Annotated in this window: 22 protein-coding genes; 9 read left to right on the forward strand and 13 right to left on the reverse strand. The window is 57.9% G+C overall.

Features of this window, described 5'->3' with window-relative positions:
- The first annotated feature begins 12 nt into the window (after positions 1-12).
- On the forward strand, positions 13-786 hold the full coding sequence (locus tag N1249_RS17200) for a DNA-binding transcriptional repressor (protein WP_259831513.1): 774 nt from the start codon (positions 13-15) through the stop codon (positions 784-786).
- Positions 779-1744, forward strand: coding sequence for an arabinose-5-phosphate isomerase GutQ (gene gutQ, locus N1249_RS17205; RefSeq protein WP_259831515.1), 966 nt, complete (start codon positions 779-781; stop codon positions 1742-1744). Before N1249_RS17200 ends, gutQ begins: the two co-directional genes overlap by 8 nt.
- Here the strand turns inward: gutQ and norR are convergent.
- Entirely contained in the window at positions 1741-3255 is a 1515-nt protein-coding gene (gene norR / locus N1249_RS17210) for a nitric oxide reductase transcriptional regulator NorR (RefSeq protein ID WP_259831517.1), read from the reverse strand. The two genes, gutQ and norR, sit on opposite strands and share 4 nt — an antisense overlap.
- Positions 3256-3441: 186 nt before the next feature.
- On the opposite strand from norR, the gene norV reads away from it, so the two are divergent.
- The 5 genes from norV (at position 3442) to N1249_RS17235 (ending at position 10012) form a co-directional block, all read left to right on the forward strand.
- The gene (gene norV, locus N1249_RS17215) at positions 3442-4890 is read left to right on the forward strand and encodes an anaerobic nitric oxide reductase flavorubredoxin (protein WP_259831519.1); all 1449 of its coding nucleotides are present in this window, start codon (positions 3442-3444) and stop codon (positions 4888-4890) included.
- Positions 4887-6020: an NADH:flavorubredoxin reductase NorW gene (norW, locus tag N1249_RS17220; protein WP_259831521.1), complete on the forward strand. Its 1134-nt coding sequence runs from the start codon at positions 4887-4889 to the stop codon at positions 6018-6020. The genes norV and norW overlap by 4 nt, the downstream gene beginning before the upstream one ends.
- Positions 6021-6264: 244 nt before the next feature.
- Entirely contained in the window at positions 6265-6423 is a 159-nt protein-coding gene (locus tag N1249_RS17225; RefSeq protein ID WP_259831523.1) for a hypothetical protein, read from the forward strand.
- Between the two features lie 278 nt (positions 6424-6701).
- Entirely contained in the window at positions 6702-8192 is a 1491-nt protein-coding gene (gene nagE, locus N1249_RS17230) for an N-acetylglucosamine-specific PTS transporter subunit IIBC (protein ID WP_259831526.1), read from the forward strand.
- A 146-nt stretch (positions 8193-8338) separates the two neighbouring features.
- The gene (locus tag N1249_RS17235) at positions 8339-10012 is read left to right on the forward strand and encodes an SgrR family transcriptional regulator (RefSeq protein WP_259831529.1); all 1674 of its coding nucleotides are present in this window, start codon (positions 8339-8341) and stop codon (positions 10010-10012) included.
- Here the strand turns inward: N1249_RS17235 and N1249_RS17240 are convergent.
- From N1249_RS17240 to N1249_RS17255, 4 genes are all read right to left on the reverse strand, one after another.
- Entirely contained in the window at positions 9985-11007 is a 1023-nt protein-coding gene (locus N1249_RS17240; protein ID WP_259831531.1) for a HoxN/HupN/NixA family nickel/cobalt transporter, read from the reverse strand. The two genes, N1249_RS17235 and N1249_RS17240, sit on opposite strands and share 28 nt — an antisense overlap.
- Position 11008: 1 nt before the next feature.
- Entirely contained in the window at positions 11009-13243 is a 2235-nt protein-coding gene (gene hypF / locus N1249_RS17245; protein ID WP_259831533.1) for a carbamoyltransferase HypF, read from the reverse strand.
- Between the two features lie 7 nt (positions 13244-13250).
- Positions 13251-13796 carry an electron transport protein HydN gene (gene hydN, locus N1249_RS17250; protein WP_259831535.1) on the reverse strand — a complete coding sequence of 182 codons (546 nt, stop codon included), beginning with the start codon at positions 13794-13796 and terminating at the stop codon, positions 13251-13253.
- A 133-nt stretch (positions 13797-13929) separates the two neighbouring features.
- Positions 13930-14943, reverse strand: a complete 1014-nt coding sequence (locus N1249_RS17255; protein WP_259831537.1) for a LacI family DNA-binding transcriptional regulator — start codon at positions 14941-14943, stop codon at positions 13930-13932.
- Between the two features lie 214 nt (positions 14944-15157).
- Here N1249_RS17255 and ascF point away from each other — a divergent pair, with 214 nt between their 5' ends.
- Both ascF and N1249_RS17265 read left to right on the forward strand, forming a co-directional pair.
- Complete coding sequence (gene ascF, locus N1249_RS17260) at positions 15158-16609, forward strand: PTS cellobiose/arbutin/salicin transporter subunit IIBC (RefSeq protein ID WP_041162276.1); 1452 nt, start codon at positions 15158-15160, stop codon at positions 16607-16609.
- Between the two features lie 18 nt (positions 16610-16627).
- Positions 16628-18052 (forward strand): 6-phospho-beta-glucosidase, encoded by a 1425-nt coding sequence (locus N1249_RS17265; protein WP_259831539.1) that lies wholly within the window; start codon positions 16628-16630, stop codon positions 18050-18052.
- Positions 18053-18135: 83 nt separating this feature from the next.
- On the opposite strand, the gene hycI is transcribed toward N1249_RS17265, so the two are convergent.
- Genes hycI through N1249_RS17305 form a run of 8 tightly spaced genes read right to left on the reverse strand, consistent with a single transcriptional unit; the run spans position 18136 to position 25391 of the window.
- Positions 18136-18591, reverse strand: a complete 456-nt coding sequence (gene hycI, locus N1249_RS17270; protein ID WP_259831540.1) for a hydrogenase maturation peptidase HycI — start codon at positions 18589-18591, stop codon at positions 18136-18138.
- Positions 18584-18994, reverse strand: a complete 411-nt coding sequence (locus tag N1249_RS17275) for a formate hydrogenlyase maturation HycH family protein (protein WP_217186800.1) — start codon at positions 18992-18994, stop codon at positions 18584-18586. The genes hycI and N1249_RS17275 overlap by 8 nt, the downstream gene beginning before the upstream one ends.
- Positions 18991-19758, reverse strand: coding sequence for an NADH-quinone oxidoreductase subunit B family protein (locus tag N1249_RS17280; protein ID WP_259831544.1), 768 nt, complete (start codon positions 19756-19758; stop codon positions 18991-18993). The genes N1249_RS17275 and N1249_RS17280 overlap by 4 nt, the downstream gene beginning before the upstream one ends.
- On the reverse strand, positions 19758-20300 hold the full coding sequence (locus N1249_RS17285) for a formate hydrogenlyase complex iron-sulfur subunit (RefSeq protein ID WP_259831546.1): 543 nt from the start codon (positions 20298-20300) through the stop codon (positions 19758-19760). Before N1249_RS17285 ends, N1249_RS17280 begins: the two co-directional genes overlap by 1 nt.
- Before the next feature lie 9 nt (positions 20301-20309).
- On the reverse strand, positions 20310-22019 hold the full coding sequence (locus N1249_RS17290; RefSeq protein ID WP_259831548.1) for an NADH-quinone oxidoreductase subunit C: 1710 nt from the start codon (positions 22017-22019) through the stop codon (positions 20310-20312).
- Positions 22020-22034: 15 nt separating this feature from the next.
- On the reverse strand, positions 22035-22958 hold the full coding sequence (locus N1249_RS17295; protein ID WP_259831550.1) for a respiratory chain complex I subunit 1 family protein: 924 nt from the start codon (positions 22956-22958) through the stop codon (positions 22035-22037).
- A gap of 1 nt (position 22959) precedes the next feature.
- Positions 22960-24786, reverse strand: a complete 1827-nt coding sequence (gene hycC, locus N1249_RS17300; protein ID WP_259831552.1) for a formate hydrogenlyase subunit 3 — start codon at positions 24784-24786, stop codon at positions 22960-22962.
- Positions 24783-25391 (reverse strand): 4Fe-4S dicluster domain-containing protein, encoded by a 609-nt coding sequence (locus tag N1249_RS17305; protein ID WP_014071523.1) that lies wholly within the window; start codon positions 25389-25391, stop codon positions 24783-24785. Before N1249_RS17305 ends, hycC begins: the two co-directional genes overlap by 4 nt.
- Between the last annotated feature and the right edge of the window lie 41 nt (positions 25392-25432).

Here is a 25432-nt window from a genome sequence, read left to right on the forward strand (position 1 = left end):
AACAGAGCGCCTATGAAACCACGTCAGCGGCAGGCGGCCATTCTGGAGCATCTGCAAAAGCAGGGAAAATGCTCGGTAGAGGAACTGGCGCACTACTTTGACACCACCGGCACAACGATACGCAAAGACCTGGTGTTGCTCGAAAACGCCGGTGCCGTCATCCGTACCTACGGTGGAGTGATGCTCAATAAAGACGAAGCCGATCCCCCTATCGACCACAAAACGCTGATCAATACCCACCAGAAAGCGCTGATTGCCGAAGCTGCCGTGAAGTTTATCCACGATGGCGACTCTATCATCCTGGATGCCGGCAGCACGGTATTGCAGATGATCCCGATGCTCAGCCGTTTTAACAACATCACCGTGATGACCAACAGCCTGCATATCGTCAACGCCCTGTCGGAGAACGACTGTGAGCAAACCATCCTGATGCCAGGCGGGACGTTCCGTAAAAAATCGGCCTCATTTCACGGTCAGTTAGCCGAGAATGCCTTCGACCACTTTAGCTTTGATAAACTGTTTATGGGGACGGACGGCATCGACCTGAACGCCGGGGTGACCACCTTTAACGAAGTATTCAGCGTCAGCAAAGCCATGTGTAACGCCGCACGGGAAGTCATTTTGATGGCGGACTCGTCGAAATTTGGCCGTAAAAGCCCCAATATTGTGTGCAGCCTTGAAAGTGTCGATAAGCTGATTACCGATGCGGGCATCGATCCGGCGTTTAAAAAAGCGCTGGAAGAGAAAGGAATCGACGTTATCGTAACCGGAGACAAAGATGAGTGATTTTCTGTTAAACGCTGGCCGCCAGACCCTGATGCTCGAATTACAGGAAGCAAGCCGCCTGCCGGATCGCCTGGGCGATGATTTTGTCCGTGCGGCGAATACCATCATTCAGTGTGAAGGCAAAGTGATCGTCTCCGGTATGGGCAAATCCGGCCATATCGGCAAGAAGATTGCCGCCACGCTTGCGAGTACCGGAACGCCTGCGTTCTTTGTTCATCCGGCAGAAGCGCTGCATGGCGATCTCGGGATGATTGAAAGCCGCGACGTGATGCTGTTTATCTCCTACTCCGGCTCGGCAAAAGAGCTGGATCTCATCATTCCGCGCTTGCAGGAAAAAGCCGTTGCCCTGCTGGCGATGACCGGAAAATCGCGCTCGCCGCTGGCGCTGGCAGCAAAAGCGGTGCTGGATGTTTCCGTTGAGCGTGAAGCCTGCCCGATGCACCTGGCCCCTACTTCCAGCACCGTAAACACCCTGATGATGGGCGATGCGCTGGCGATGGCGGTTATGCAGGCGCGCGGCTTTAATGAAGAAGATTTTGCCCGCTCTCACCCGGCTGGCGCCCTGGGCGCACGGCTACTCAATAAAGTGCACCATCTGATGCGCACCGACGATGCCATTCCGCAGGTAACACTGGACACCAGCGTGATGGACGCGATGCTGGAGCTGAGCCGTACCGGGCTTGGGCTGGTTGCCGTCTGCGATAACGGCGGTTTTGTGAAAGGCGTCTTTACCGACGGCGACCTGCGTCGCTGGCTGGTCGGCGGCGGTAAGCTGGAATCGCAGGTTTCTGAAGCGATGACTCAGGGCGGGCTGACGCTGAACGCAGACAGCCGCGCCATCGAAGCCAAAGAGGTGCTGATGAAGCGCAAAATCACTGCCGCCCCGGTGGTGGATGAGAGCGGCAAGCTGTGCGGTGCAATCAACCTGCAGGATTTCTATCAGGCTGGGATCATCTAGCCTTTCAGACCCAGACGTTTCGCCAGCCGGTGCAGGTTGGCGACGTCCGTTTCCAGCGCCCGCGCGCACGCCGCCCAGCTGCGGTTATTCTGCTCCAGCGCGCGGGTGATCATCTGCCGCTGAAACTCTTCCGTTGCTTCGCGCAGGTTCTCGTTACTGATTTCCGGGATCTCCTGCGTCACAACATGCGTGGTTTCATCATGCAGCGCAAAGTGACGCGCGTGGATCACCACTTCATCACCGGTACGCGCGGCCCGCGCCAGAACGACCGCACGGTGGATGGCATGTTCCAGCTCACGCACGTTGCCCGGCCAGCCGTAACTCAAAAGATGGGTTCTCGCCCCGGAGCTTAACACCACGCGGGAAAGCCCCATCCGCAGACGACACTGTTCGCAGAAGTAACCCGCCAGCAGAACCACATCCTCACCGCGCTCACGCAGCGCAGGGACGGAAAGCGGGAAGACGCTCAGGCGGTGGAACAGGTCGGCGCGGAAATTCCCGGCCAGCACCTCTTCACGCAGGTCGCGGTTGGTCGCCGCCAGCACGCGCACATCCACTCTTAAACTGCGATCGTCCCCCACGCGCTGAATATCGCCGTACTGCAACACACGCAGCAGTTTGGCCTGTAGCGACAAAGACAGCTCGCCAATCTCGTCGAGGAACAACGTGCCGTTATCCGCCATTTCGAACTTACCGCTGCGGTTGCTGATGGCCCCGGTAAACGCCCCTTTGACGTGACCAAACAGCTCACTTTCCGCCACGCTTTCCGGCAGCGCAGCGCAGTTGAGGTACACCAGCGGGTTCACCGCGCGCGGTGAGGCTTCGTGAATCGACTTTGCCACCAGCTCTTTACCGGTGCCGGTTTCGCCGAAAATCAGCACGTTCAAATCAGAGGCCGCCACAATGTCGATCTCTTTTTTGAGCTGCACCATGCCCGGCGAAAGACCAATCATCTCGGTGTGGGCCACCTGTTCAAACGCCGCCGGGCTTCCCGGCAGAATGTTCTGGCTCTCCAGCTGTTCAATCAACAGTGCATTGTTCAGCGCGCCGGAAGCCAGGGCCGCAATCAGCCGCAGCTCTTCGTCGCTGAAGGTATCGAACTGATCCGGCGACATTCCATCGAGCGTCAGGGCGCCAATCAGATTCTGCCCGGCAAACAGCGGCAGGCCGATACAGGCGTGTACTTTGAGGCTCTCCTGCCCCGGGATCAGCCCATCATAGGGATCGGGCAAGTCGCTGTCAGCCGGGAAACGTACTACATCACCCGCACGGGCAATGGTTTCCAGGCGTGGATGGCCTTCCAGCGTAAAGCGCCGCCCCAGCACATCCTGGGCCAGGCCATCGATGGCCAGCGGAATAAACTGCCGCCCTTCGTAACGCAGCAGCGCCGAGGCATCACACTCCAGCACGTCGCGCAGCGTGGAAATCAGCCGCTGAAATCGGTCCTGATGACCAATACCGGTTTGCAGTTCAATGGCGATCTTCGCCAGTACGTTCACAGAAAAGCTCATTCCGACCTCGCTGTCATTTTGACAATACATAGTGTCATATTGACAGCTTTTAAGATAGTCATAATGACTACCCATTCCGAGTGATAAATAATTAAACAGATAAAAATCAATTACATAAAAAGTTGGCACGCAACTTGATATAGCTAAAACATCTTATTTGAAAACGCCGTATTAATTGAGGTTGCTATGTCTATTCTGGTTAAAAATAACATTCATTGGGTTGGCCAACGTGACTGGGAAGTTCGTGATTTCCACGGGACTGAATACAAAACGCTGCGCGGCAGCAGCTACAATAGCTATCTCATCCGTGAAGGTAAAAACGTTCTGATCGATACCGTCGATCACAAATTCAGCCGCGAGTTCGTGCAGAATCTGCGTAGCGAAATCGACCTGGATGCTATCGACTACATCATTATCAACCATGCAGAAGAAGACCACGCCGGTGCGCTGACCGAGCTGATGTCTTACATCCCGAATACCCCGATTTACTGCACCACCAATGCTATCGACTCTATCAACGGTCACCACCACCACCCGGAGTGGAACTTCCACACCGTGAAAACCGGTGACTCACTGGATATCGGTAACGGCAAACAGCTGATCTTCGTTGAAACGCCAATGCTGCACTGGCCAGACAGCATGATGACCTACATGACCGGCGATGCGGTGCTGTTCAGCAACGATGCCTTCGGCCAGCACTACTGTGACGAACGTCTGTTCAACGACGAAGTGGATCAGACCGAACTGTTCGAGCAGTGCCAGCGCTACTACGCCAACATCCTGACGCCATTCAGCCGCCTGGTGACGCCAAAAATCACCGAGATCCTCGGCTTCAATCTGCCAGTGGACATGATTGCCACCTCTCACGGCGTGGTGTGGCGTGAAAACCCAACCCAGATCGTTGAGCTGTATCTGAAATGGGCGGCGGATTATCAGGAAGATCGCATCACGATTTTCTACGACACCATGTCCAACAACACCCGCATGATGGCGGATGCGATTGCCCAGGGCATCAACGAAGTTGACCCGAACGTGGCGGTGAAAATCTTCAACGTGGCGCGCAGCGATAAAAACGACATCCTGACCAACGTGTTCCGTTCCAAAGGCGTGCTGGTGGGGACTTCCACCATGAACAACGTGATGATGCCGAAAATCGCTGGTCTGGTGGAAGAGATGACAGGTCTGCGCTTCCGTAATAAACGCGCCAGCGCTTTTGGTTCACACGGCTGGAGCGGCGGCGCGGTTGACCGTCTGTCTACCCGCCTGCAGGACGCCGGTTTTGAGATGTCCATGAGCCTGAAAGCCAAATGGCGCCCGGATATCGACGCACTGGAAATCTGCCGCCAGCATGGTCGCGAGATTGCACGTCAGTGGGCGCTCGCTCCACTACCAGACGCCACGGTAAAAACCCCCGTACAGCAAGAAGCCTGCGCCTGTGCGGCTGCCGCGGCGGCAAATCTCGGCCCGCGGATGCAGTGCAGCGTGTGCCAGTGGATTTACGACCCGGAACTGGGCGAACCGTTGCAGGACGTCGCACCTGGCACACCGTGGAGCGATGTCCCGGACAACTTCCTGTGTCCTGAATGTTCACTGGGTAAAGATGTCTTTGACGAACTGGGTACGGAGGCAAAATGAATAACGGGATCGTGATCATCGGCTCGGGCTTTGCCGCCCGCCAGCTGGTGAAAAATATCCGCAAACAGGACGCGAACGTGCCGCTGACGCTTATCGCCGCCGACAGCATGGACGAGTACAACAAGCCGGATTTAAGCCATGTCATTAGCCAGAATCAGCGTGCAGAAGATCTCACCCGCCAGACGGCGGGAGAGTTCGCGGAGCAATTTAACCTGCGCCTGTTTCCCTACACCTGGGTTACGGATATCGATGCCTCCGGTCATGTCGTGAAGAGCCAGGATAAAACCTGGCAGTACGACAACCTGGTGCTGGCAACAGGTGCGGCCGCTTTTGTCCCACCGGTTGAAGGTCGCGAGTTGATGGTGACGCTGAACAGCCAGCAGGAATATCAGGCAAACGAAACCAGGCTGCGGGACGCACAGCGGGTGATGATTGTCGGCGGTGGCCTGATTGGCACCGAGCTGGCGATGGATTTTTGCCGCGCCGGTAAAGCGGTCACCCTGGTTGACCATGCCGCGAGCATCCTTTCCGCACTGATGCCAGCTGAAGTAAGCAGTCGTTTACAACACCGGCTGACCGATATGGGCGTACATCTGCTGCTGAAATCTCAGCTGCAAGGTCTGAGCAAAACCGAAAGCGGCATCCGTGCCACGCTTGATCGTCAGCGTAGCGTAGAGGTCGACGTGGTGATTGCCGCCACCGGCCTGCGCCCGGAAACTGCGCTTGCCCACCGTGCGGGTGCAGAAACGAATCGCGGCGTGAAGGTCGACAGCTACCTGCAAACCACACAGCCGGATATTTATGCCCTGGGTGACTGCGCAGAGATCAACGGACAGGTATTGCCTTTCCTGCAACCTATTCAGCTCAGCGCCATGTATCTGGCAAAAAACCTGCTCGGGACCAGCGCGCCGCTGAAATTACCCGCCATGCTGGTGAAGGTGAAAACGCCGGAATTACCGCTGCATCTGGCTGGCGAAACACAGCGACAGGATTTGAACTGGCAGCTGACCATTGAGCCGCAGGGCATGGTGGCCCGCGGTGCTGATACTGGCGGTCAGCTACGTGCCTTTGTGGTTAGTGAAGATCGGATGAAGGAGGCTTTTGCGCTGTTGAAATCACTGCCCGCTTAGTTTTCAGCCTGTTACCACGCTTACTTAACCTTAGGATTTTATTATCCGCCGCCCCGATGTCCCGGGGCTTTTTTTTGCGCATCCTATTCGCCATATAAATACAAAAAAGATAAATCATTGCTTACAGTCCTTTGTTTATTACACTCATCAATATATAAATGCGGAACACCTGAAAAACAGCAACCTGTTTTATTCCCTGTTACCGGCATAGTCTACTCCTGTATTCACTTGCCGGAGACATCACATGGCTGCTTTTACGAAAGAACTCAACTATCTTGCTACCTATTTCAAACAGGCAAAGCAGAAAGAACGTATATTATTTCGCTGGCTTTACCTTAGCCCGGAAGCGCGCATTGAACGTCTGCGGGAACTGATGATACCGGTGAGCAATAATAAACGGTGACGCCCAGCGGCGCAAGGCGTACCCGACAGGCTAACCCCGCAAGCGCGTTCTGGTACCGCGCTACCGGGGAGCGGGCAAGCTCGCCGCCTATATTTCATGACAGTAAAACCGGAACTGATTATTTATCACTTCATTGTTTATATAGAAAAAGAATCACAACAAAAACCAACCAGGAATTAATTTACCTCACATCACTTTTTTATTTCTTACGCTTTCACATTAAAATAAAAACTGTTATTTTTCGACGTGAATTAAGTCATCTTTTCGGAACATACTCTATGAACGCATTTAGCTATTTACAGCGTCTGGGCAAAGCCCTGATGCTGCCTATCGCAACCTTGCCAGTTGCAGCAATATTATTACGACTGGGTCAGCCCGATGTCTTTAATATTCCGTTTATCGCCAGCGCCGGCGGCGGTATTTTTGACAGCCTGCCGCTGCTCTTTGCCCTGGGGATTGCCATCGGTCTGGCAAAAGACAACGCGGGTGCGGCGGCACTGGCGGGGGCCGTGGGTTTCCTGGTTCTGACCAAAGCCACGGCAGTGATTAACTCGTCAATTAACATGTCGTTTTTTGCCGGGATTATCGCAGGCGTGGTGGCAGGCCACTGTTATAACCGCTTCAGCGACACAAAACTGCCTGACTTCCTCGCTTTCTTTGCCGGTAAACGCCTGGTGCCGATCATGACCGGGCTTATCTGCCTGCTTATCGCCTGGGTTTGCGGTTACGTGTGGCCTTCCGTACAACACGGGATTGATACCTTTAGTCTGCTGGTTTCCCGCAGTGGTGAGCCGGGCTGGTTTATCTACGGCGTGCTTAACCGCGCGTTAATTCCCTTCGGCCTGCACTACATTCTGCACTCGGTCTTCTGGTTCAGCCTGGGCGACTGCCTGAAAGTGACCTATGACGCGGCAAGCGCCGTACATAACATCTGCCTTGCGCCGGACGTGGTGAAAGGCATGGTGGTTGGCGGTGCAGTACCGGGGATCGATGGCTCCAGCATTACGCAGATTGCCACCGACCTGACCCGTGGCGATCTGAACCGCTTCTTCGCCGGCGACCCACACGCAGGCGTATACATGGCATGGGCGTACCCCATCTTTATGGGCGGCCTGCCTGGTGCCGCGCTGGCAATGTACTTCGCTGCGCCAAAAGCGCGTCGCTCCGCCGTAGGCGGGATGTTGCTCTCGGTAGCGCTGACGGCATTCCTGACCGGGATAACCGAGCCTATCGAATTCTCCTTCCTGTTCCTCGCCCCTGCGCTGTATGCCCTTCACGCGGTGCTGGCGGGTGTGAGTATGGTTATTGCCAACAGCCTGGGCGTATTGCACGGCTTTGGGTTCTCGGCAGGGCTGATCGACTTTGTACTGAACTGGGGGCTCGCCACCAAACCGTGGATCCTGATCCCACTGATTGCCCTGTTCTTTGTTATCTACTTTGTGGTGTTCAGCTTTGCCATTCGTTTCTTTAAGCTGAAAACGCCTGGCCGTGAAGAAGATGAAACCGTGACGGGTGAATCGGACGATCAGCGTGAAGCCATCGCGCGGTACATCACCGCACTCGGCGGCAAAGATAACCTGAAAATGGTTGATGCCTGCATCACCCGCCTGCGTTTAACGCTGGGTGATAACAGCGTGCTTGATGAGCCTGCACTGAAAGCGCTGGGGGCTAAAGGCATTCTGAAAATGGGGACTCAGAACACACAGGTGATCCTGGGGCCACAGGCTGAAAGTATTGCGCTAAAAATCAGGGCACAGCTCGACAGCTAACGTGATATCCGTTTTCCCTCTCCTCGCTGAGGAGAGGGTGAATGTGCCGGGAAGATAAAACCGGAACACTTTACTTAACCAGACCTTATTTATTCCGCAAAACACCCTACACTCTCAGCATCCCTTTTTGTCAGTGGAATGCCCTCATGCGCCAGCTTCAGAAAATCCGTCAGTATCAACGGCTTTATCAGCATTACGGAGCAGATCCGAAGCCAACAACCATCGCCGAGGTTGCCGAAACGGCCCTGTGCAGCGAGCGCCATGCGCGCACCCTGCTTCGCCAGCTCACCCAGAGCGGATGGTTAAGCTGGAGCGCACAGCCAGGGCGCGGGCACCGCGCCATCCTGCACTGCCTGGCAACCACCAGCGAACTCAGCGCACCGCTGATGCACGCCTGCCTGGAAAAGGGAGACTACCAAAGCGCATTGCAACTGGCAGACGGCGATCCGGCCAGCCTGCATCACATCATCACCCCATTTCTGGGGGGAAAATGGCTTAAGCACCAGCCAACCCTGCGTATTCCCTGGTATCGTCCTCTCACCTCGCTTTATCCGGCGCTGCAGCGCCGCCGCGCGGAACAACACATTATCTGTGCGGTACATGCGGGACTGACGCGCTACACACCCGGACAGCCACACCCCGTGCCCGACCTGGCGCACCACTGGGAAACCCGAGATAACAACCTCTGCTGGCGGTTTTACCTGCGCAGCGGCGCGCACTGGCATAACGGCCAGGCCATCAGTGACGAAGATATCCTCGCAGGAGTACAACAGCTGCTGGCCGATCCGGCGCGCAACGCGGGGCTTAAGCATGTTCATCAGGTTTCGCTCGCTGCCCCCTGGTGTCTTGATATTACCCTGCACGCGCCGGATGCCATGCTGGCGCATCGTCTGGCGCACCACGTCTGCCGCCTGCCTCATCCGCAACAGCCGGAAATCGGTGCCGGACCGTTTGCCATCGCCCGCCATCACTCCCACTATTTACGCCTGGAGCGCCAGCCCTGGTACTTTGCTGCCCACCCGCTTTTGCACGCGATAGAGTTCTGGCGAACCAGCGCCGGGGCACAAAAACCGGCCTGGATAACCGTCGGGAAAGGGAAAAGCGCTCAGGAGGCCGCCTCTTCCACCAGCGGTGGCTTCGCATGGTTAATGGTAAATACCGCACTGTCACAGCCGCTTGCCGCCTGGCTGCGTCAGGAGATCGTCCTTATAAGCCAGCGCAACTTCGCCCAGCGTGACGATCTGCAAACCCGTACCGAAGTCCTTCCCGGGCTGCAAACACCGTCGCTCCCGACGGCACCAGACGTCCCGTTGCCACGCACGTTAAACCTGGTTTGCTATCACACACCGGAACTTCGCGAGCTGGCCGATACGCTTCATGCGGCGCTGAAAAAACGCCATTGCACGCTGTCTGTTGTCTGGAAAGACCGCGATGAGTGGCACACTCCCGGCGCGCAGGAAGAGGCCGACCTGGTGCTGGGGGATTATCTGGCGGGTGAATTACCTGACTTTGCCCTGGCGGAATGGTTTACCGATGAGCCGACGTGGGCCACCGCACTTGGCGCAGCCCGCTGGCAGGAAGAGAAACAACAGCTGATGGGATTTTGCGAAAGCGAAGAGCGCCTGAACACACAGCTCGTCCCCTTTTTCCGGCGGCTGCTGGAGAGCGGCGCCTGTACGCCGCTGTTCCACTATCGCTATCGCATTAACACCATGGAAAACGTGCAGGATATTGTCCTGACCGCAGGCGGCTGGCTGGATTTCACCCGCGCCTGGCTGCCCCCGGCGATGCCTCAGGAGCGCACAACCAGCGCATCATAACCGCGCCAGCGGTAGTTGAGCATTGAGACAAGCCAGCAGACGACAAACAGCCCAACCACCACAAAACCGGCGTTACCGAGATTGTCATTAACCGCACCAACGGCATCCCAGATACCGCCGCTCAGGGCAAATTTATCCATCAGTAAACCGAGCGCTTCCAGCCCGCCAATAAACAGGGCAACTACTACAGAAGTACCGGTGATGGTCATGTTGTAATAGAGCTTACGCTGCGGTTTGTTGAACGCCCAGCCGTAGGCGCCCACCATCAGCAGGTTATCCAGGGTATCAACAAGCGCCATCCCGCTGGCGAACAGCGCAGGGAAGATCATGATAGACCAGACCGACATACCGTTAGAGGCGCTGGCGGCAGAGATCCCCAGCACGCCGATTTCAGTTGCGGTATCAAACCCAAGCCCAAACAGGAAACCGACCAGATACATCTGCCAGCTTTTGTTCACCAGGCGGAACGTGGTGCCAAACAGCCAGCTCATCATCCCGCCCGCAGCCGGAAGCGTGACGTCGCCATTCATCGCCTGACCGTTCTTCAGCGCCTGAAAACTGCGCCAGACGCCGTGCAAAATCACCATATTGACCAGCGCCATCGCCAGTAGAAACGTCGCTGATACCGCTGTCCCGATCAGGCTGCCAGTTTCGTGAAACCAGGCCATGTTCTTCTGAAACGCCGTGGCGGTAGCCGCAATCGCCACCGAAGCCAGCACCACGATGGTGGAGTGGCCCAGCGAAAACCATGCACCCACGCCAGAGGGCCGCTGACCCTGCTGCATCATCTTACGCGTCACGGTATCAATGGCCGCGATGTGGTCGGCATCCACCGCGTGGCGCAACCCGTAACACCAGGCCAGCAGGCTTGCTGCCATCAGCGCCGTACTGCCGCTGAAGGTTCGCCATGCCCAGCCCCAGGCGAGCAGATTGGCCATCACCAGAGCCAGCAGCAAAAACGCTGCGCGCGGTTCGTTGCGTAAGAGTCGTAACATTTTAAGTCCTTTGTGAACATGACCGGGCCGCAGCAACCACTGCCTGCCCGAAGGAGATAGCCCCATCGCCTGCGGGCAGGTGACACGGCAAAAGAAGAGTAAAGTCAGAAAGATAATGACGCAGGCGTGCGCGCAACAAGCGGTTATGTAACACCCCACCGCTACAGCACACCGTAGAGAGGGACGCGCGCCGGGCGTGGAAGGCGGCGAGTTCTGCCAGCCCTTTTGCCAGCGCATCGTGAAACGCCCACGCGCGTTCGCACGGCTCGGCCTGCCAGTCCAGCCACTGTTGCCAGAAGACGTTCAGCGCCAGGTTGCCGTTTGTCACCGGCAGCGTGACCGGATGTGCAACACCACGACAACGGGCAGCCAGCGCTTCCAGCCGACATGCTGCTTCACCTTCATAGCCCTGCATATCCGGCGTGAGATCCAGCGCGCAGGCAATTGCGTCAAATAACCGCCCACATGACGATGCCAGTGGTGTATTGATGCCGCGTGATATCGCCGTTGCCAGCAATGGCCAGTTTTGCGCCTGTACCGTGTGAGTTTCCCTGCGCTGCTGCCAGCCCGGCACAAAGGCCAGGCAGTGTGCGAGTAAATTGCGCCACGGCTGAACGGCCGCCAGATCGCCGCCAGGCAGCGCCACCGCAGGCAGCCCACCGAGGTGCTCGCAGTCACGATAGTTCACCCGCAAACATTCCCCGCCCCACAGCGCGCCGTTATCACCCATGCCGATACCGTCCAGCGTCAGGGCGATAACATCACCGCCGTCGAGCGGCCAGCCGTTTTCCGCCATGCAAGCGGCCGCGTGGGCGTGATGATGCAGTACCGTTTCGGTGGCCAGTGCCTGTTCATCTGCCCAGCGCCGGGCGCGGTATCCCGGGTGCGCGTCACACACCACACGCACAGGTTGAAACGCATACATTTGCTGCATCACCGACAGCGCGGTGCGCCACTGTTGCTCCACGCCGTCATCACTGAGATCGCCAAAATGCTGGCTCATCACCGCCTGGTTGCCGCGCACCAGACAGAAGGTGTTTTTCATCTCTGCCCCCAGACACAACATGGCGGGAATATCATGAAATCCGGCAGGCAACGTGATGGCATCTGGCACAAAACCGCGGGCGCGACGCAGCATAGTGCCATCCGCATCCACCACGGAATCATCCATCCGTTGCAGGATGTCACGGTTATGCAGCAGAAAGCCGTCGGCAATATCCCTGAGGTCGTCCTGCGTCTGCGCATTAGTCGTGGCCGGGGGTTTGCCGCTGAGATTCCCGGAGGTCATCACCAGCAGGCGCTGTACATCCGCCATCAGCAGATGCTGGAGCGGATTCGCCGGCAGCATGATGCCGACACAGTCCAGACCTGGCGCTATCGCCTCAGGCAGTTCAGGCAGCCAGGCTTTTGGCGTGAGCACAATGGGTGCCGCGGGTGAACTCAGCAGGTGACTGACGGACTCCGGCAGGCCATCAGCATGGGGAATCATCACCGCCAGGGGTTTTGTCGGGCGTTGTTTTCGCGCCCGCAGCCTTGCCACTGCGCGCGGATTTTGGGCGTCACAGGCCAGGTGGAAACCGCCAAGACCTTTGACGGCCACAATCCCGCCGTCTCTCAGCATCGCAACGGCCGCCGCCAGGGCCTGCTCGCGCGTGGCGTGCGTGTTTTCGCCGCGCCATTCAAGCTGTGGCCCGCAGTCCGGGCAGGCGACAGGCTGCGCATGGAAGCGCCGGTCAGCGGGGTTGCGGTATTCTGCTTCGCACGGCGCGCAGAGCGGAAACCCGGCCATCGCCGTGGCCGGACGGTCGTACGGCATGGCGCGGATAATGGTAAAACGCGGGCCACAGTGGGTGCAGTTAATAAACGGGTAGCGGTAACGGCGCTCGTGCGGGTCGCGCATTTCGGCCAGACACGCCGGGCATGTGGCGGCATCCGGCACAATCTGCGTATCCATCGCCCCGCCCGCGCTGTGGCGGATGGTGAAGCCGTCAGGGGCGCTTGGCCACTCAAACGGCTGGGTCTGGATCATATCGATACGGGCCAGCGGTGGGCACAGCTGGCGCAGCCTTGCGGTAAAGTCCCCCCCATTACCCGCAAGACGCACCAGCACGCCCTGTCCATCATTGCTGACATCGCCCGCCAGCCCGAGCTGGTGCGCCAGCTGCCAGACGAAGGGACGAAACCCGACGCCCTGCACTTTGCCGCGCACCCGCACCTGTATGCCGTTACAGCGCATGGCTAAATCAGAACAGCATGGACGAAGAGGTGTCGAACGCCGCACGACGACGTTTTTCGGCGCTCATCTGTTCGAGCTTGTTACGATCGACACACACCAGCGCGTGCGTCGGGCAGGCTTCCATGCAGGCCGGGCCCGTTTCACGGTGATAGCACAAATCGCATTTGTTGGCTTCGGCTTTATCTGCCCGCACGCTCAGCCCCATGCCGCTGTTGCGCACAACCGGGCGAACCACCACTTCCATCGCGCCGTAAGGGCACGCCACCACGCAGGTTTTGCAGCCAATACAGCGCTCCTGCATCACATGGACAAAGCCTTTTTCACGTTTGATCGCCCCGTTAGGGCAGACATTGGCGCAAGGCGCGTCTTCGCACTGGCGGCAAATGGCGGCCGTAGAAATATTCACGCCCTTGATAACGTGAATACGCGGCAGGAAGGATTCAGGGGTGAGTGATGCGCAATCCTGATCCGCCTGATGCGATACCACGCACGCCACTTCACAGGTACGGCAGCCAATGCACTTACTGGCATCGGCCATAATAAAACGGTTCATCTGCTTCTCCAGCATAACAGTCATGCGCGGAAACATTCATAAACCGTGCCAGTTTTTAACTCACTGATTTACATTGATTTAAAATTCAGGCGGGGACTGTCATCGTCACTTCTGACGATGACAGATGTCGATGTCAACGATGCGGGCCGTCGATAACCGAGTCGCGTAACACCAGCTCACCAGAGAAGGTTTGCTGACAGGTGAACTCACCGCCATCCAGCATAAAGATCAGGCGGCTGATGGTTTCTTTGATCATCTCCGTGACCGGCACGCGTACGCTGGAGAGCGACGGCACCATGTAAGGCGCAATGGCCACATCATCAAACCCAATCACTGACACTTTCTCAGGCGTAGCGATGCCGCTGTCGTGCAGCTGCTTCATGGCACCGATGGCCATATCGTCATTGCTTGCCACCAACGCCGAAAATGTTTCGCCCCGGGAGAGCAGCTCCGTCACTGCCGCCGCGCCGCTTGCCGGGTTCCACTTCCCTTGTGCAATCAGCGCCGGGCGCAGCGGAATGTCGTGCCGGGCCAGCGCCTCTTTGTAGCCCGAAAGACGCTCAATCCCGGTAGGTGAGTCCAGCGAACCGGTGATAAACGCAATCTCCCGGTGCCCTTTCTCAATCAGCTGCCCGACCGCCGCCTGGCAGGAGGCTTTATGATCGGACCAGACGCAATGGCTGCTATTTTTCCGCAGACGGCGGTTGAGCACCACGATGGGCTGCTCACATTTGTCGATGATCTCGTCCATCTCATCCACGCTCAGGAAACGCGGATAAATAATGACCGCATCGCAGCGCATATCCAGCAGATACTGAATCGCCTCGCGCTCTTCATCCGCGCTGTGCTTACCGTCCGCCAGGATCAGCTGCCGCCCTTTCTCTTCGGTCATCCGGGCGGCATGGAACAGTAACTCGCTGAAATAAACGCCGTGATACAGGGTGTTGGTCACCACCAGCCCCAGGGTTTGCGTGCGTTTGGTTGCCAGGTTGCGCGCCAGTAAATTGGGGCGATATCCACTCTCTTCAATCGCCTGAAACACCCGGTCTTTAGTCTCCTGGCTCACGTAGCCATTTCCCGACAATACCCGGGAAACCGTCGCTTTCGAAACGCCCGCCCGCTTCGCCACTTCCAGCATCGTGGTCATGTTTTTATTCCGTCTGAAACTGATGGGGCGCAGTGTACTGCACCGCAGGAAAATTGTCGCAGCGGCAATGTCACGCTTTCAACACCTCAAAGTGATCATCATCACGAATATAAAAAATGCACAAAACCTGATCTTGTTTCATTCAAAGAAACTCATGATGATTATGTGGAACCGGTTTCCTACATTTCTCACAACGATAACAGGTAACAATCCGATGGCCAAAAATTATGCCGCGCTGGCGAATGATGTTGTCAGCGCGCTTGGCGGCAAAGACAACATCGTCGCCGTCACCCACTGCATGACGCGTCTGCGTTTTGTCCTGAAAGAGGAAGCCCTCACCGACGCCGCTCGCCTGAAAAGCATCAGCGGCGTACTTGGCGTGGTGCGTAACGATAACCAGTGCCAGGTGATCATTGGCAACACCGTCTCCCAGGCCTACCGTGAAGTCGTAAGCCTGCTGCCGACGGAGCTGCAACCTGCCGTGCCCGAAGGCCCGCAAAAGCTCACCTTCCGCCGTATTGGCGCGGGGATCCTCGATGCGCTGATCGGCACCATGTCCCCACTGATCCCGGCGATCATCGGCGGCTCGATGGTCAAACTGCTGGCGATGATCCTTGAGATGACCGGGGTGCTGCCGAAAGGTGCGCCCACGCTCACCATTCTGACCGTGATCGGCGACGGGGCGTTCTTCTTCCTGCCGCTGATGGTGGCGGCCTCTGCGGCGGTGAAATTCAAAACCAACATGTCGCTGGCGATTGCCATTGCGGGCGTACTGGTCCACCCGAGCTTTATCGAGCTGATGGCGAAAGCGGCACAGGGTGAACACGTCGAGTTCGCGTTTATCCCGGTCACTGCGGTGAAATACACCTACACCGTGATCCCGGCGCTGGTGATGACCTGGTGCCTGTCGTATATCGAACGCTGGGTTGACCGTATTACCCCTGCCGTCACCAAAAACTTCCTCAAACCGATGCTGATCGTGCTGATTGCCGCTCCGCTTGCCATCGTGCTGATTGGGCCGCTGGGGATCTGGATCGGCAGCGCTATCTCTGCGCTGGTCTACACCATTCACGGCTATCTCGGCTGGCTGTCCGTGGCGATTATGGGTGCGCTCTGGCCACTGCTGGTGATGACCGGGATGCACCGCGTGTTTACGCCGACTATCATTCAGACCATTGCCGAAACGGGCAAAGAAGGGATGGTAATGCCGTCGGAAATTGGCGCCAACCTGTCGCTCGGCGGATCGTCGCTGGCGGTGGCGTGGAAAACCAAAAACCCGGAACTGCGTCAGACGGCGCTGGCGGCGGCGGCCTCTGCCATCATGGCAGGTATCTCTGAACCGGCTCTCTACGGCGTGGCGGTCCGCCTGAAACGTCCGTTGATTGCGAGTCTTATCAGCGGCTTTATCTGCGGCGCGGTGGCCGGGATTGCCGGTCTTGCCAGCCATTCGATGGCCGCACCTGGGCTGTTTACCAGCGTCCAGTTCTTCGACCCGGCGAATCCAATGACCATCGTCTGGGTATTTGGCGTCATGGCGCTGGCCGTGGTGCTGTCGTTTGTCCTGACGTTAATACTCGGCTTTGAAGACATTCCGGTTGAGGACGAAGCAGAAAAAGCGCGCGCCCTGCAAACCGCACCGGTTCAGGCCAAAGCAGCACAAGCATAATTTTATAGCGAGGTAAAAATGTCTGTTTTTCCACAAGGATTTTTATGGGGCGGCGCACTGGCCGCCAACCAGAGTGAAGGTGCTTACCGTGAAGGCGGTAAAGGGCTGACAACAGTCGATATGATCCCCCACGGCGCGAATCGCCTGGCGGTGAAGCTCGGTAAGGAAAAGCGTTTTTCGTTACGTGACGACGAGTTTTACCCAAGCCACGAGGCGATTGATTTTTACCATCGCTATAAAGAAGACATCGCCCTGATGGCGGAAATGGGCTTCAGGGTGTTCCGCACCTCCATTGCCTGGAGCCGCCTCTATCCGAATGGCGATGAGCCGCTGCCGAACAAAGAGGGCATTGCCTTTTACCGCGCGGTGTTTGAAGAGTGTAAAAAGTACAATATCGAACCGCTGGTGACGCTGTGCCACTTCGACGTGCCCATGCATCTGGTAACGGAGTACGGCTCCTGGCGTAACCGCAAGATGGTCGATCTGTTCGCCCGCTACGCCCGCACCTGCTTTGAAGAATTTAACGGGCTGGTGAAATACTGGCTGACCTTCAACGAAATCAACATCATGCTGCACAGCCCGTTCTCGGGTGCGGGGCTGGTGTTCGAAGAAGGCGAAAACGAAGATCAGGTGAAATATCAGGCCGCGCATCACGAGCTGGTGGCAAGCGCGCTGGCGACCAAAATCGCCCACGAGGTGAACCCGGAAAACCAGGTCGGCTGTATGCTGGCAGGCGGCAATTTCTACCCGTACTCCTGCAAGCCGGAAGACGTGTGGATGGCGCTGGAGAAAGACCGCGAGAACCTGTTCTTTATCGACGTGCAGGCACGTGGCAGCTACCCGGCTTACTCTGCCCGCGTGTTCCGCGAAAAAGGGGTGGTGATTGTGAAAGAGCCTGGCGACGACGACCTGCTGAAAAACACCGTCGATTTTGTGTCGTTCAGCTATTACGCCTCCCGCTGTGCCTCGGCGGATATGAATGCACAAAACACCAATGCGGCGAACATCGTGAAATCTCTGCGTAACCCGCACATCGAGGTGAGCGAATGGGGCTGGGGTATCGACCCGCTGGGTCTGCGCATCACCATGAACATGATGTACGACCGTTACCAGAAACCGCTGTTCCTGGTGGAGAACGGCCTCGGTGCGAAGGATGTGATTGAGGCAAACGGCGAGATTAACGACGACTACCGCATCAGCTACCTGCGCGAGCATATCCGCGCGATGGGCGATGCCATTGAAGACGGCGTGCCGCTGATGGGTTACACCACCTGGGGCTGCATTGATCTGGTGGCGGCCTCTACGGGTGAAATGAGCAAGCGCTACGGGTTTGTGTACGTTGATCGCGATGATGCCGGGAGCGGCACGCTGGACAGAAAGCGCAAGAAATCGTTCTGGTGGTATAAGAAGGTGATTGCGAGTAACGGGACGGATCTGGCGTAACCTGTTTTTGCCGGGTGGCGGCTTCACCTTACCCGGCCTACAAATCCGTAGGCCCGGTAAGCTTAGCGCCACCGGGCACCGGTTCAGAGCCTGGCAAATCCCCCATCCCCAACCCACGCACCCAGCCGGGAATAAACCACGTCCACCGCCTCTTTTACCGGCGGTGTCATCGGGTAATAAAAGCCCACGATATCCGGCTGAATCCCCAAAAACAGCACTTCGCCCACGTCGTCCTTAATCTGATCGACCAGGTAATTGAGCGGCATGTTGTGGGTCGTCATCATAAACATCTCTGCGATATCGTCGGGGTCGATAAGGCGCATCTCGCCGGGGTTTAGCCCCATATCGGTAGCATCGACAATCAACAGTCTGTCCGGATGCAATTCACGGATCGCCACTACGTCATTTTCCGGCGCACTGCCACCGTCGATAACCACCCAGTTGCCCTGGGGAGTGGCCGCGCACATTTCTGCCAGCAGCGGGCCTGCGCCATCATCGCCCATCATGCTGTTGCCAACACACAGTAAAACGTCAGTCACGTAATCTCCTCACCATCAGGTAGATGGCGCTCTCCTGATGAATATCATGCAGCATCCCGAGCAGGGTTTTGCTCCACGCCTGCTGCTCGGGGGTTTGTCGGCTTATGGCCGCGTCGAACGCATTAGCAAGCATCGCAATATGGTTAGCGTCGATAACAATCTCGCCGTATTTCGGGACACCTTCCATCTTGCGCCGCGCCGTGCTGCCCTCTTCCAGCGTGGCAATCCACGCCAGATACGCTGACCACGGGCAGCTTAACGCCGCCTCCAGGCAGTCGATCACCCCCAGGTGGTGACCAATCGCCAGGCTGTAATAGACCACCTGCTGCGCCGCATCCGGCGTGGCATCGTTCTCATCAATAAACTTACGGCTCAGCTGACTGAATACCACCGTTTCACTCATCGGATACGCGCCTCATCCACCACCTGATTCAGGTTTGCGACAATCTCATTCAGACGCGGATCGTTTTCCGCCTCCAGCCAGCGCGCGACCTGATGATCGCCCTGACTGAGCAGACGCAGATAATCATCCGCAATCTGGCGGCCATAGCGATAGCCCGCCAGTTTGCGCGCCATGCGGTCGACCTTCACGCGCAATGGCTGCACCATATCCGGGTGCAGAATGGTGGCAGGCTGGCTGTCTAGTTCACCCGGTGCGCGGGCGTGGATCTTCTGCTCCAGCAGGCCGAGTGCCATCGCAAATCCGTACAGCGTTGCGGCAGGTGTTGGCGGACAGCCCGGAATATAAACGTCCACCGGGACAATTTTGTCAGTGCCCCCCCACACGCAGTAAAGGTCATGGAAGATACCGCCGCTGTTACCGCACGCGCCGTAAGAAATACAGATTTTCGGATCCGGCGCTGACTGCCAGGCACGCAGCGCAGGCGATCGCATGGCGCGGGTTACCGCCCCGGTAAACAGCAAAATGTCGGCATGACGCGGGGACGGCACCACTTTGATGCCGAAGCGTTCGGCATCAAACAGCGGCGACAGCGTGGCGAAAATTTCAATTTCGCAGCCGTTACAGCCGCCGCAGTCCACGCGGTAGACGTAGGCCGAGCGTTTGATTTTTTTCAGCAGCGACGTCTTCATGCTGGCGATGGATTCGTCCACCGTCATCGGCACCGGAATGCCGTTATCGTCGCGTGGGCCGAGTAAGTTTTCCATCAGCTGGCCTCTCTCATATGACGGGTTAAATCGATGCGGTCAGACGGCAGCAGGCATTTCTGACGTTTGCATTCCGGGCAGGTTTCAAAGCTTTCCCGGTGGTGCTCTGCGCGGGCGTCACCGTTGTGTTTTAACAGCGCAATGGCGTAGTCGATCTCTTTTTGCACGGCAAACGGGCGGTTGCAGACGCGGCAGTTACACAGCGCGAAACGCGACTGTTGCAGGAAATCCTCTTTCTTCCATACCGCCAGCTCGTATTCCTGAGAAAGACGGATAGCCACCGTCGGGCACACCTCTTCGCAGCGGCCACAAAAAATGCAGCGCCCGAGGTTAAACTGCCAGGCCAGCTCGCCGGTTTTCAGGTCCGTCTCCACCGTCAGGGCGTTGGACGGGCAGGCATTCACGCAGGCGGCACAGCCGATGCACTGCTGCGGATTGTGCTCTGGCTTACCGCGAAAGTTTTTATCCACCGGCATCGGCTCCAGCGGATAGCTGCTGGTCTGGGTGCCGGTTTTGATGACTTTTTTGATAAAGGTAAACATCACGAGTCCTTATTTCAGCGGCGAGTTCTTACGCTCGATGCTGTAGCGCTCAAGCTCTTTGTACGGCACCACCTGGCTTTTCTTCTTGCGCACGTCCACGACGGTCATGCGGTCTGTGCAGGAGTAGCACGGGTCGAGGCTGCCGATGATCAGCGGCGCATCAGACACGGTGTTGCCGCGCAGCATATAGCGCAGGGTTGGCCAGTTGGCGTAGGTTGCCGCACGGCAGCGCCAGCGATAGAGCTTCTGGTTGTCGCCGGTCATGCTCCAGTGGATGTCGTCACCGCGCGGCGCTTCGGCAAAACCAAGGGCAAAGCGGTTTGGAATATAGGTGAAACCTTCCACCATCAGCGGGCCGCCAGGCAGGTTATCCAGGCCGAAGTCGATCATATTCAGCGCGGTGAATACTTCGTTGATACGCACCTTCAGGCGAGAAATCACGTCGCAGCCCTGTTCGCTGTGTACCGTCATCGGCAACAGACCGTAGCCCACAAACGGGTGATCCGCGCGGGTGTCACGGGCGTGGCCGCTGGCGCGTACCATCGGGCCGACGTTGCTGAAGTCGCGGGCAATCTCAGGATCCAGGCGGCCAATACCGACGGTGCGCTGCTCGATGTTTGGCGTGCTGAGCAGCATATCCACCAGATCCTGCACATCGCGGCGCATCTGCTGCGCAAGCAGGCGGGTCTGGATCATGTCGTCTTTCAGCAGGTCGCGGCGGATCCCGCCGATCAGGTTTAGGCCGTAGGTTTTACGCGCCCCGGTAAGGATCTCCGCCATCTTCATTGAAGCTTCACGCACGCGGAAGAACTGCATAAACCCGGAGTCGAAGCCGACAAAGTGGCAGGCCAGGCCGAGGTTCAGCAGGTGCGAGTGCAGGCGTTCCACTTCCAGCAGAATGGCGCGGATCATCTGTGCGCGCTCCGGCACCACGATGCCCATGCTGTTTTCCACCGAGGTGGTGTAGGCGGTGCTGTGGGCAAAGCCACAAATACCGCACACGCGATCGGAGAGGAAGGTCACTTCGTTGTAACCCATGCGGGTTTCTGCCAGCTTTTCCATGCCGCGATGAACGTAGAACAGGCGGTAGTCGGCGTCGATAATGTTCTCGCCGTCAACGAACAAACGGAAATGCCCCGGCTCATCAGAGGTGACGTGCAGCGGGCCAATTGGCACCACGTTGTTCTTTTTACTGCCCAGCTCGTTGATGAATTCGTAAGTTTCGCTGTCGGTGGTCGGTGCCGGGCGCTGACGATAATCCATGCTGTCTTTACGCAGCGGATAGAGTTCGTCCGGCCAGTCGTCCGGCAGCACCAGACGGCGTTCATCCGGCAGACCGACAGGCACCAGGCCGTACATGTCGCGCACTTCACGCTCGCCCCAGACGGCGGCAGGCACGCGCGGCGTAACCGACGGATACTCCGGTTTGTTCGGGTCCACTTCGACGCGCACGGTTACCCAGCACTTCTCGAACTGCTCCATCGACATCACGTAATAAACCGCATAGTTCCCGCACAGCTGACGTTCGTCGTTGCCGAACAGCACGGAGAGCCAGCCGCCCTGCTGGTAATACAGGAACTCCACCACCTCTGGCAGGTAGTTCACCTTCACGGTGAGGGTGATCTGGTCTTTGGTCTGCCAGGACTCTTCCAGCACCACGCCGGGAAACGCCTGATGCAATGCGGCGAGATACTGCTGACCTTTTTTCTCTTCAGACATAAAAATTCTCTTTAATCACGCCACCAGCAAGGAGACGAATGCTAAAAATGCAAAACCAAAACCGGCCCAGGTGATCCGGGACGTCGCCACAAAACGCAGACGCGCCATGCTGTTCTCAAACAGCGCAATCACCAGCACGCCGATAAGCAGCTTGAGGACGGCCACAACCACTGCCAGCACCAGGCCGCCAGCGGTAAAGTGCGTCATCTGTCCCCACGGGAAGAAAACGCCGACAAACATTTGCAGCACTACCAGCTGTTTGAGGCTGATGCCCCACTTCAGCACCGCAAAGCCGTAGCCGCTGTACTCGGTCAGTGGCCCTTCCTGCAATTCCTGCTCTGCTTCTGCGAGGTCAAACGGCAGTTTGCCCATCTCAATAAAGGTGGCGAACGCGCAGGCGCACAGCGCCAGGATCAGCGGAATGGAACGTGCAACAGGCCAGTGGTAGACGGTGTCGGTGATAAAACTGATATGAGTTGAACCCGCAACCTGCGCGGCAACCCACAGCCCCAGCAGCAGGATCGGCTCAACCAGCACGCCCAGCATCGCCTCGCGGCTGGCGCCAATGCCGGTAAACGGGCTACCGGTGTCCAGGCCAGCAATGGCAAAGAAGAACCGCGCGATGGCAAACAGATAGATAAGGGTGATCAAATCGCCCAGTACCGGCAGCGGAGAGCCAACGGTCACCACCGGCAGCGCAGTGGCGATGGTCAGCATGACGCCTACCATCACAAACGGCGTCAGGCGAAACACCCAGCCTGCCGCATCGGGCGCAACGCTCTGGCGGGTGAGCAATTTGAACAGGTCGCGGTACTCCTGGAGGACACCCGGCCCGCGACGGTTATGCATCCGGGCGCGCAGCACACGGCTCACCCCGGAAAGCAGTGGCGCAATGGCGAATAACACCAGCGCCTGAAGTAATGCCAGTAACAGACTCATGTCAGGCTCCTCGTGAAATCACAATCACCACCAGCACCGCCAGCTCGATAACCGCCAGACGGCGGAACAGCGCAGGCACGGCAGCACTCTGCCAGCCAGGGATCCACGCCACCGGATTCAGCCAGTGACGCAGCTTCAGCACGGCAGCAAAGTTCTCTTTCACCGGCATGGCAAAGCCGTGGGCGGTGATCACCATGGATTGCTCGTGTTCATAACCGCAGGCCCACGCCGCACCGCGCGAGCGGGAAGAGAGACGGTCGCGTTTGAAGAACAGCATCAGAATGAATGGCAGTAGCGGCGCGGCAATCAGCAACAGCGCAATCATCGGCTGAGAAACAGTGGTGTGCGCCGTCGTGAGCGGCAGCGGTATCGCGCTACCCAGTAGCGGCAGCAGCCACGGCGCAGCGACACCGCCGATAACGCAGCACAGCGCCAGAGCGACCACGCTTGCCGCCATCAGCACCGGCGTGCAGCAGGCCTGTTCCGCCTCTTTCGTGCGCGGTGCGCCGAGGAAGGTCACGCCATAGACTTTCGCCATACACATCGCCGCCAGCGCGCCGGTGATAGCAAGCCCCATCGCCAGCAGCGGGCCGAGCAGACGCGCAATAAACGCATCACTCTGGCCGAGTGCGAAGAAGGACTGATAAATCACCCACTCACCGGCAAAGCCGTTCAGCGGCGGCAGCGCGGCCATCGCCATCAACCCCACCAGCATGGCAAGGGAGATAACCGGCATCTTTTTACCGATGCCGCCCAGTTTTTCGATATCGCGATGGCCGGTACGGAACCAGACGCTACCCGCGCCGAGGAACAGTGTGCTTTTAAACAGGCTATGGTTGACGAGATGATACAGACCACCGATAAACCCGGCGGCAATCAGTGCAGGCTGGTTAAGCGCCAGTCCCGTTACGCCCGCGCCAAGACCGAGCAGAATAATGCCGATATTCTCCAGGGTGTGATACGCCAGCAGACGCTGAATGTTGTGTTCCATCAGCGCGTACAGCCCTCCGACAAATGCGGTCACCATACCCGCCAGTAGCAATACCACGCCCCACCACAGCGGCGGTTGCCCGCCCGCCAGCGACAGGGTAAGAATGCCGAACAGCCCAACCTTCATCACCACGGTGGAGAACAGTGCCGCCGCCGGAGCCGGGGCATTGGCATGGGCCTGCGGCACCCAGCCGTGCAACGGGATGATCCCGGCCAGCAGGCCAAAGCCCACCACGCCCGACAACCAGATGTCAGCGCCAAACGGCAACTGCTGCGCCCGCTCGTTCAGCAGGGCAAAATCCAGGGTGCCGTAGCGCTGCCACACCAGCCAGCAGGTCAATGCCAGCAATAGCGTGCCGAGTCGCCCCAGCGCAAACCACAGCTTGCCGGAAGCACTGCACCCGGTCAGGAACACGCCGCACAGGGCCATGATTTCGGCCATCACCACCAGCGCGCCCAGGTTGCTGGCCGTCACGGTGCAGACCGCCGCCGCCATCAGCACATTCACCAGCAACCCGTTTGCTTTGGTGCTGTGATGGCGGTGCCAGTCAATATTAAACAGGCTGATAAACAGCCCGCACAGGCCAAAGGTCACCAGCCAGATGGCATTCAGCGGGGTGACCTGAACTGCGTGATGTACCAGCGGAATGATGGCTTCAGCAGATTGCCCGCCGAGCAGAACTACCCCACCCGCGGCCAGCGTCATCAGGCTGCCTGTCGCCCCGCCAATCCCGGCAATCCAGCCGCTCAGGGTTTTATGGAACGAAAAAATCAGCGCCAGAACGGCAGCTGCGGCAAACCAGGCCACAGCGCTGTTAATCATCGTCACTGCGTTCATTTCGCCCCCTCGTTGTATTCCTGAAGCAGCGAAAGATCGCCAAAATCGGTGTTGATCGTCAGCTCACGCTTGCGCTTACTTGTACGGGCAATATCGCGAATGTTGACCAGAATGAGCGCTTTGGTCGGGCAGGTGCGCACACAGGCCGGGCCTTGTTCATCAAAGCTGCACAGATCGCACTTCACCGCGACGGCGCGCACGCCGGGAACCCAGTCCAGCAGCGTACTGACGCGTGCCGGAGCCGGTGGCGCTGGCGGCGCTTTCGGGGTATTGGCATTCGCCGGAATATGCAGCGGGCGGCTGCCGGAAAACTCAATCGCGCCAAACGGGCAGGCAATACCGCACAGCTTGCAGCTTACGCACAGGCTTTCATTGAGCTGTACCGCGCCATCAACACGGGTGATGGCATTAACAGGGCAGACACCCGCGCACGGGGCATCCTCACAGTGGTGGCAGAGCTGCGGCGCAGACTCTTTTTCATTTCGCATGACGCGCAGGCGCGGCATTGACTGCAACCCGTGCAGGCGATGTGTTTCCGAACACGCCGCTTCACAGGTTCGACAGCCGATACAGACCGTCGAGTCGGCAATTACAAAACGGTTCACCGGGTAATCCTCTGGTGATGGTCATTTTTGACGAAAATCTG

Source organism: Enterobacter sp. CP102 (assembly GCF_025152625.1).
In the GTDB taxonomy this organism is placed as follows: Bacteria; Pseudomonadota; Gammaproteobacteria; order Enterobacterales; family Enterobacteriaceae; genus Enterobacter; species Enterobacter soli.

Excerpts from the sequence above, each read along its gene's own strand:
- N1249_RS17280 (WP_259831544.1), bottom strand. The coding sequence starts at position 19,758 with ATGGAAAACTTACTCGGCCCACGCGACGATAACGGCATTCCGGTGCCG.
- gutQ (WP_259831515.1), top strand. The coding sequence starts at position 779 with ATGAGTGATTTTCTGTTAAACGCTGGCCGCCAGACCCTGATGCTCGAA.
- norV (WP_259831519.1), top strand. The coding sequence starts at position 3,442 with ATGTCTATTCTGGTTAAAAATAACATTCATTGGGTTGGCCAACGTGAC.
- N1249_RS17200 (WP_259831513.1), top strand. The coding sequence starts at position 13 with ATGAAACCACGTCAGCGGCAGGCGGCCATTCTGGAGCATCTGCAAAAG.
- N1249_RS17285 (WP_259831546.1), bottom strand. The coding sequence starts at position 20,300 with ATGTTTACCTTTATCAAAAAAGTCATCAAAACCGGCACCCAGACCAGC.
- N1249_RS17235 (WP_259831529.1), top strand. The coding sequence starts at position 8,339 with ATGCGCCAGCTTCAGAAAATCCGTCAGTATCAACGGCTTTATCAGCAT.
- hypF (WP_259831533.1), bottom strand. The coding sequence starts at position 13,243 with ATGCGCTGTAACGGCATACAGGTGCGGGTGCGCGGCAAAGTGCAGGGC.
- hycC (WP_259831552.1), bottom strand. The coding sequence starts at position 24,786 with ATGAACGCAGTGACGATGATTAACAGCGCTGTGGCCTGGTTTGCCGCA.
- N1249_RS17265 (WP_259831539.1), top strand. The coding sequence starts at position 16,628 with ATGTCTGTTTTTCCACAAGGATTTTTATGGGGCGGCGCACTGGCCGCC.
- N1249_RS17255 (WP_259831537.1), bottom strand. The coding sequence starts at position 14,943 with ATGACCACGATGCTGGAAGTGGCGAAGCGGGCGGGCGTTTCGAAAGCG.
- nagE (WP_259831526.1), top strand. The coding sequence starts at position 6,702 with ATGAACGCATTTAGCTATTTACAGCGTCTGGGCAAAGCCCTGATGCTG.
- norR (WP_259831517.1), bottom strand. The coding sequence starts at position 3,255 with ATGAGCTTTTCTGTGAACGTACTGGCGAAGATCGCCATTGAACTGCAA.
- N1249_RS17225 (WP_259831523.1), top strand. The coding sequence starts at position 6,265 with ATGGCTGCTTTTACGAAAGAACTCAACTATCTTGCTACCTATTTCAAA.
- ascF (WP_041162276.1), top strand. The coding sequence starts at position 15,158 with ATGGCCAAAAATTATGCCGCGCTGGCGAATGATGTTGTCAGCGCGCTT.
- N1249_RS17240 (WP_259831531.1), bottom strand. The coding sequence starts at position 11,007 with ATGTTACGACTCTTACGCAACGAACCGCGCGCAGCGTTTTTGCTGCTG.
- norW (WP_259831521.1), top strand. The coding sequence starts at position 4,887 with ATGAATAACGGGATCGTGATCATCGGCTCGGGCTTTGCCGCCCGCCAG.
- hydN (WP_259831535.1), bottom strand. The coding sequence starts at position 13,796 with ATGAACCGTTTTATTATGGCCGATGCCAGTAAGTGCATTGGCTGCCGT.
- N1249_RS17275 (WP_217186800.1), bottom strand. The coding sequence starts at position 18,994 with ATGAGTGAAACGGTGGTATTCAGTCAGCTGAGCCGTAAGTTTATTGAT.
- N1249_RS17295 (WP_259831550.1), bottom strand. The coding sequence starts at position 22,958 with ATGAGTCTGTTACTGGCATTACTTCAGGCGCTGGTGTTATTCGCCATT.
- N1249_RS17290 (WP_259831548.1), bottom strand. The coding sequence starts at position 22,019 with ATGTCTGAAGAGAAAAAAGGTCAGCAGTATCTCGCCGCATTGCATCAG.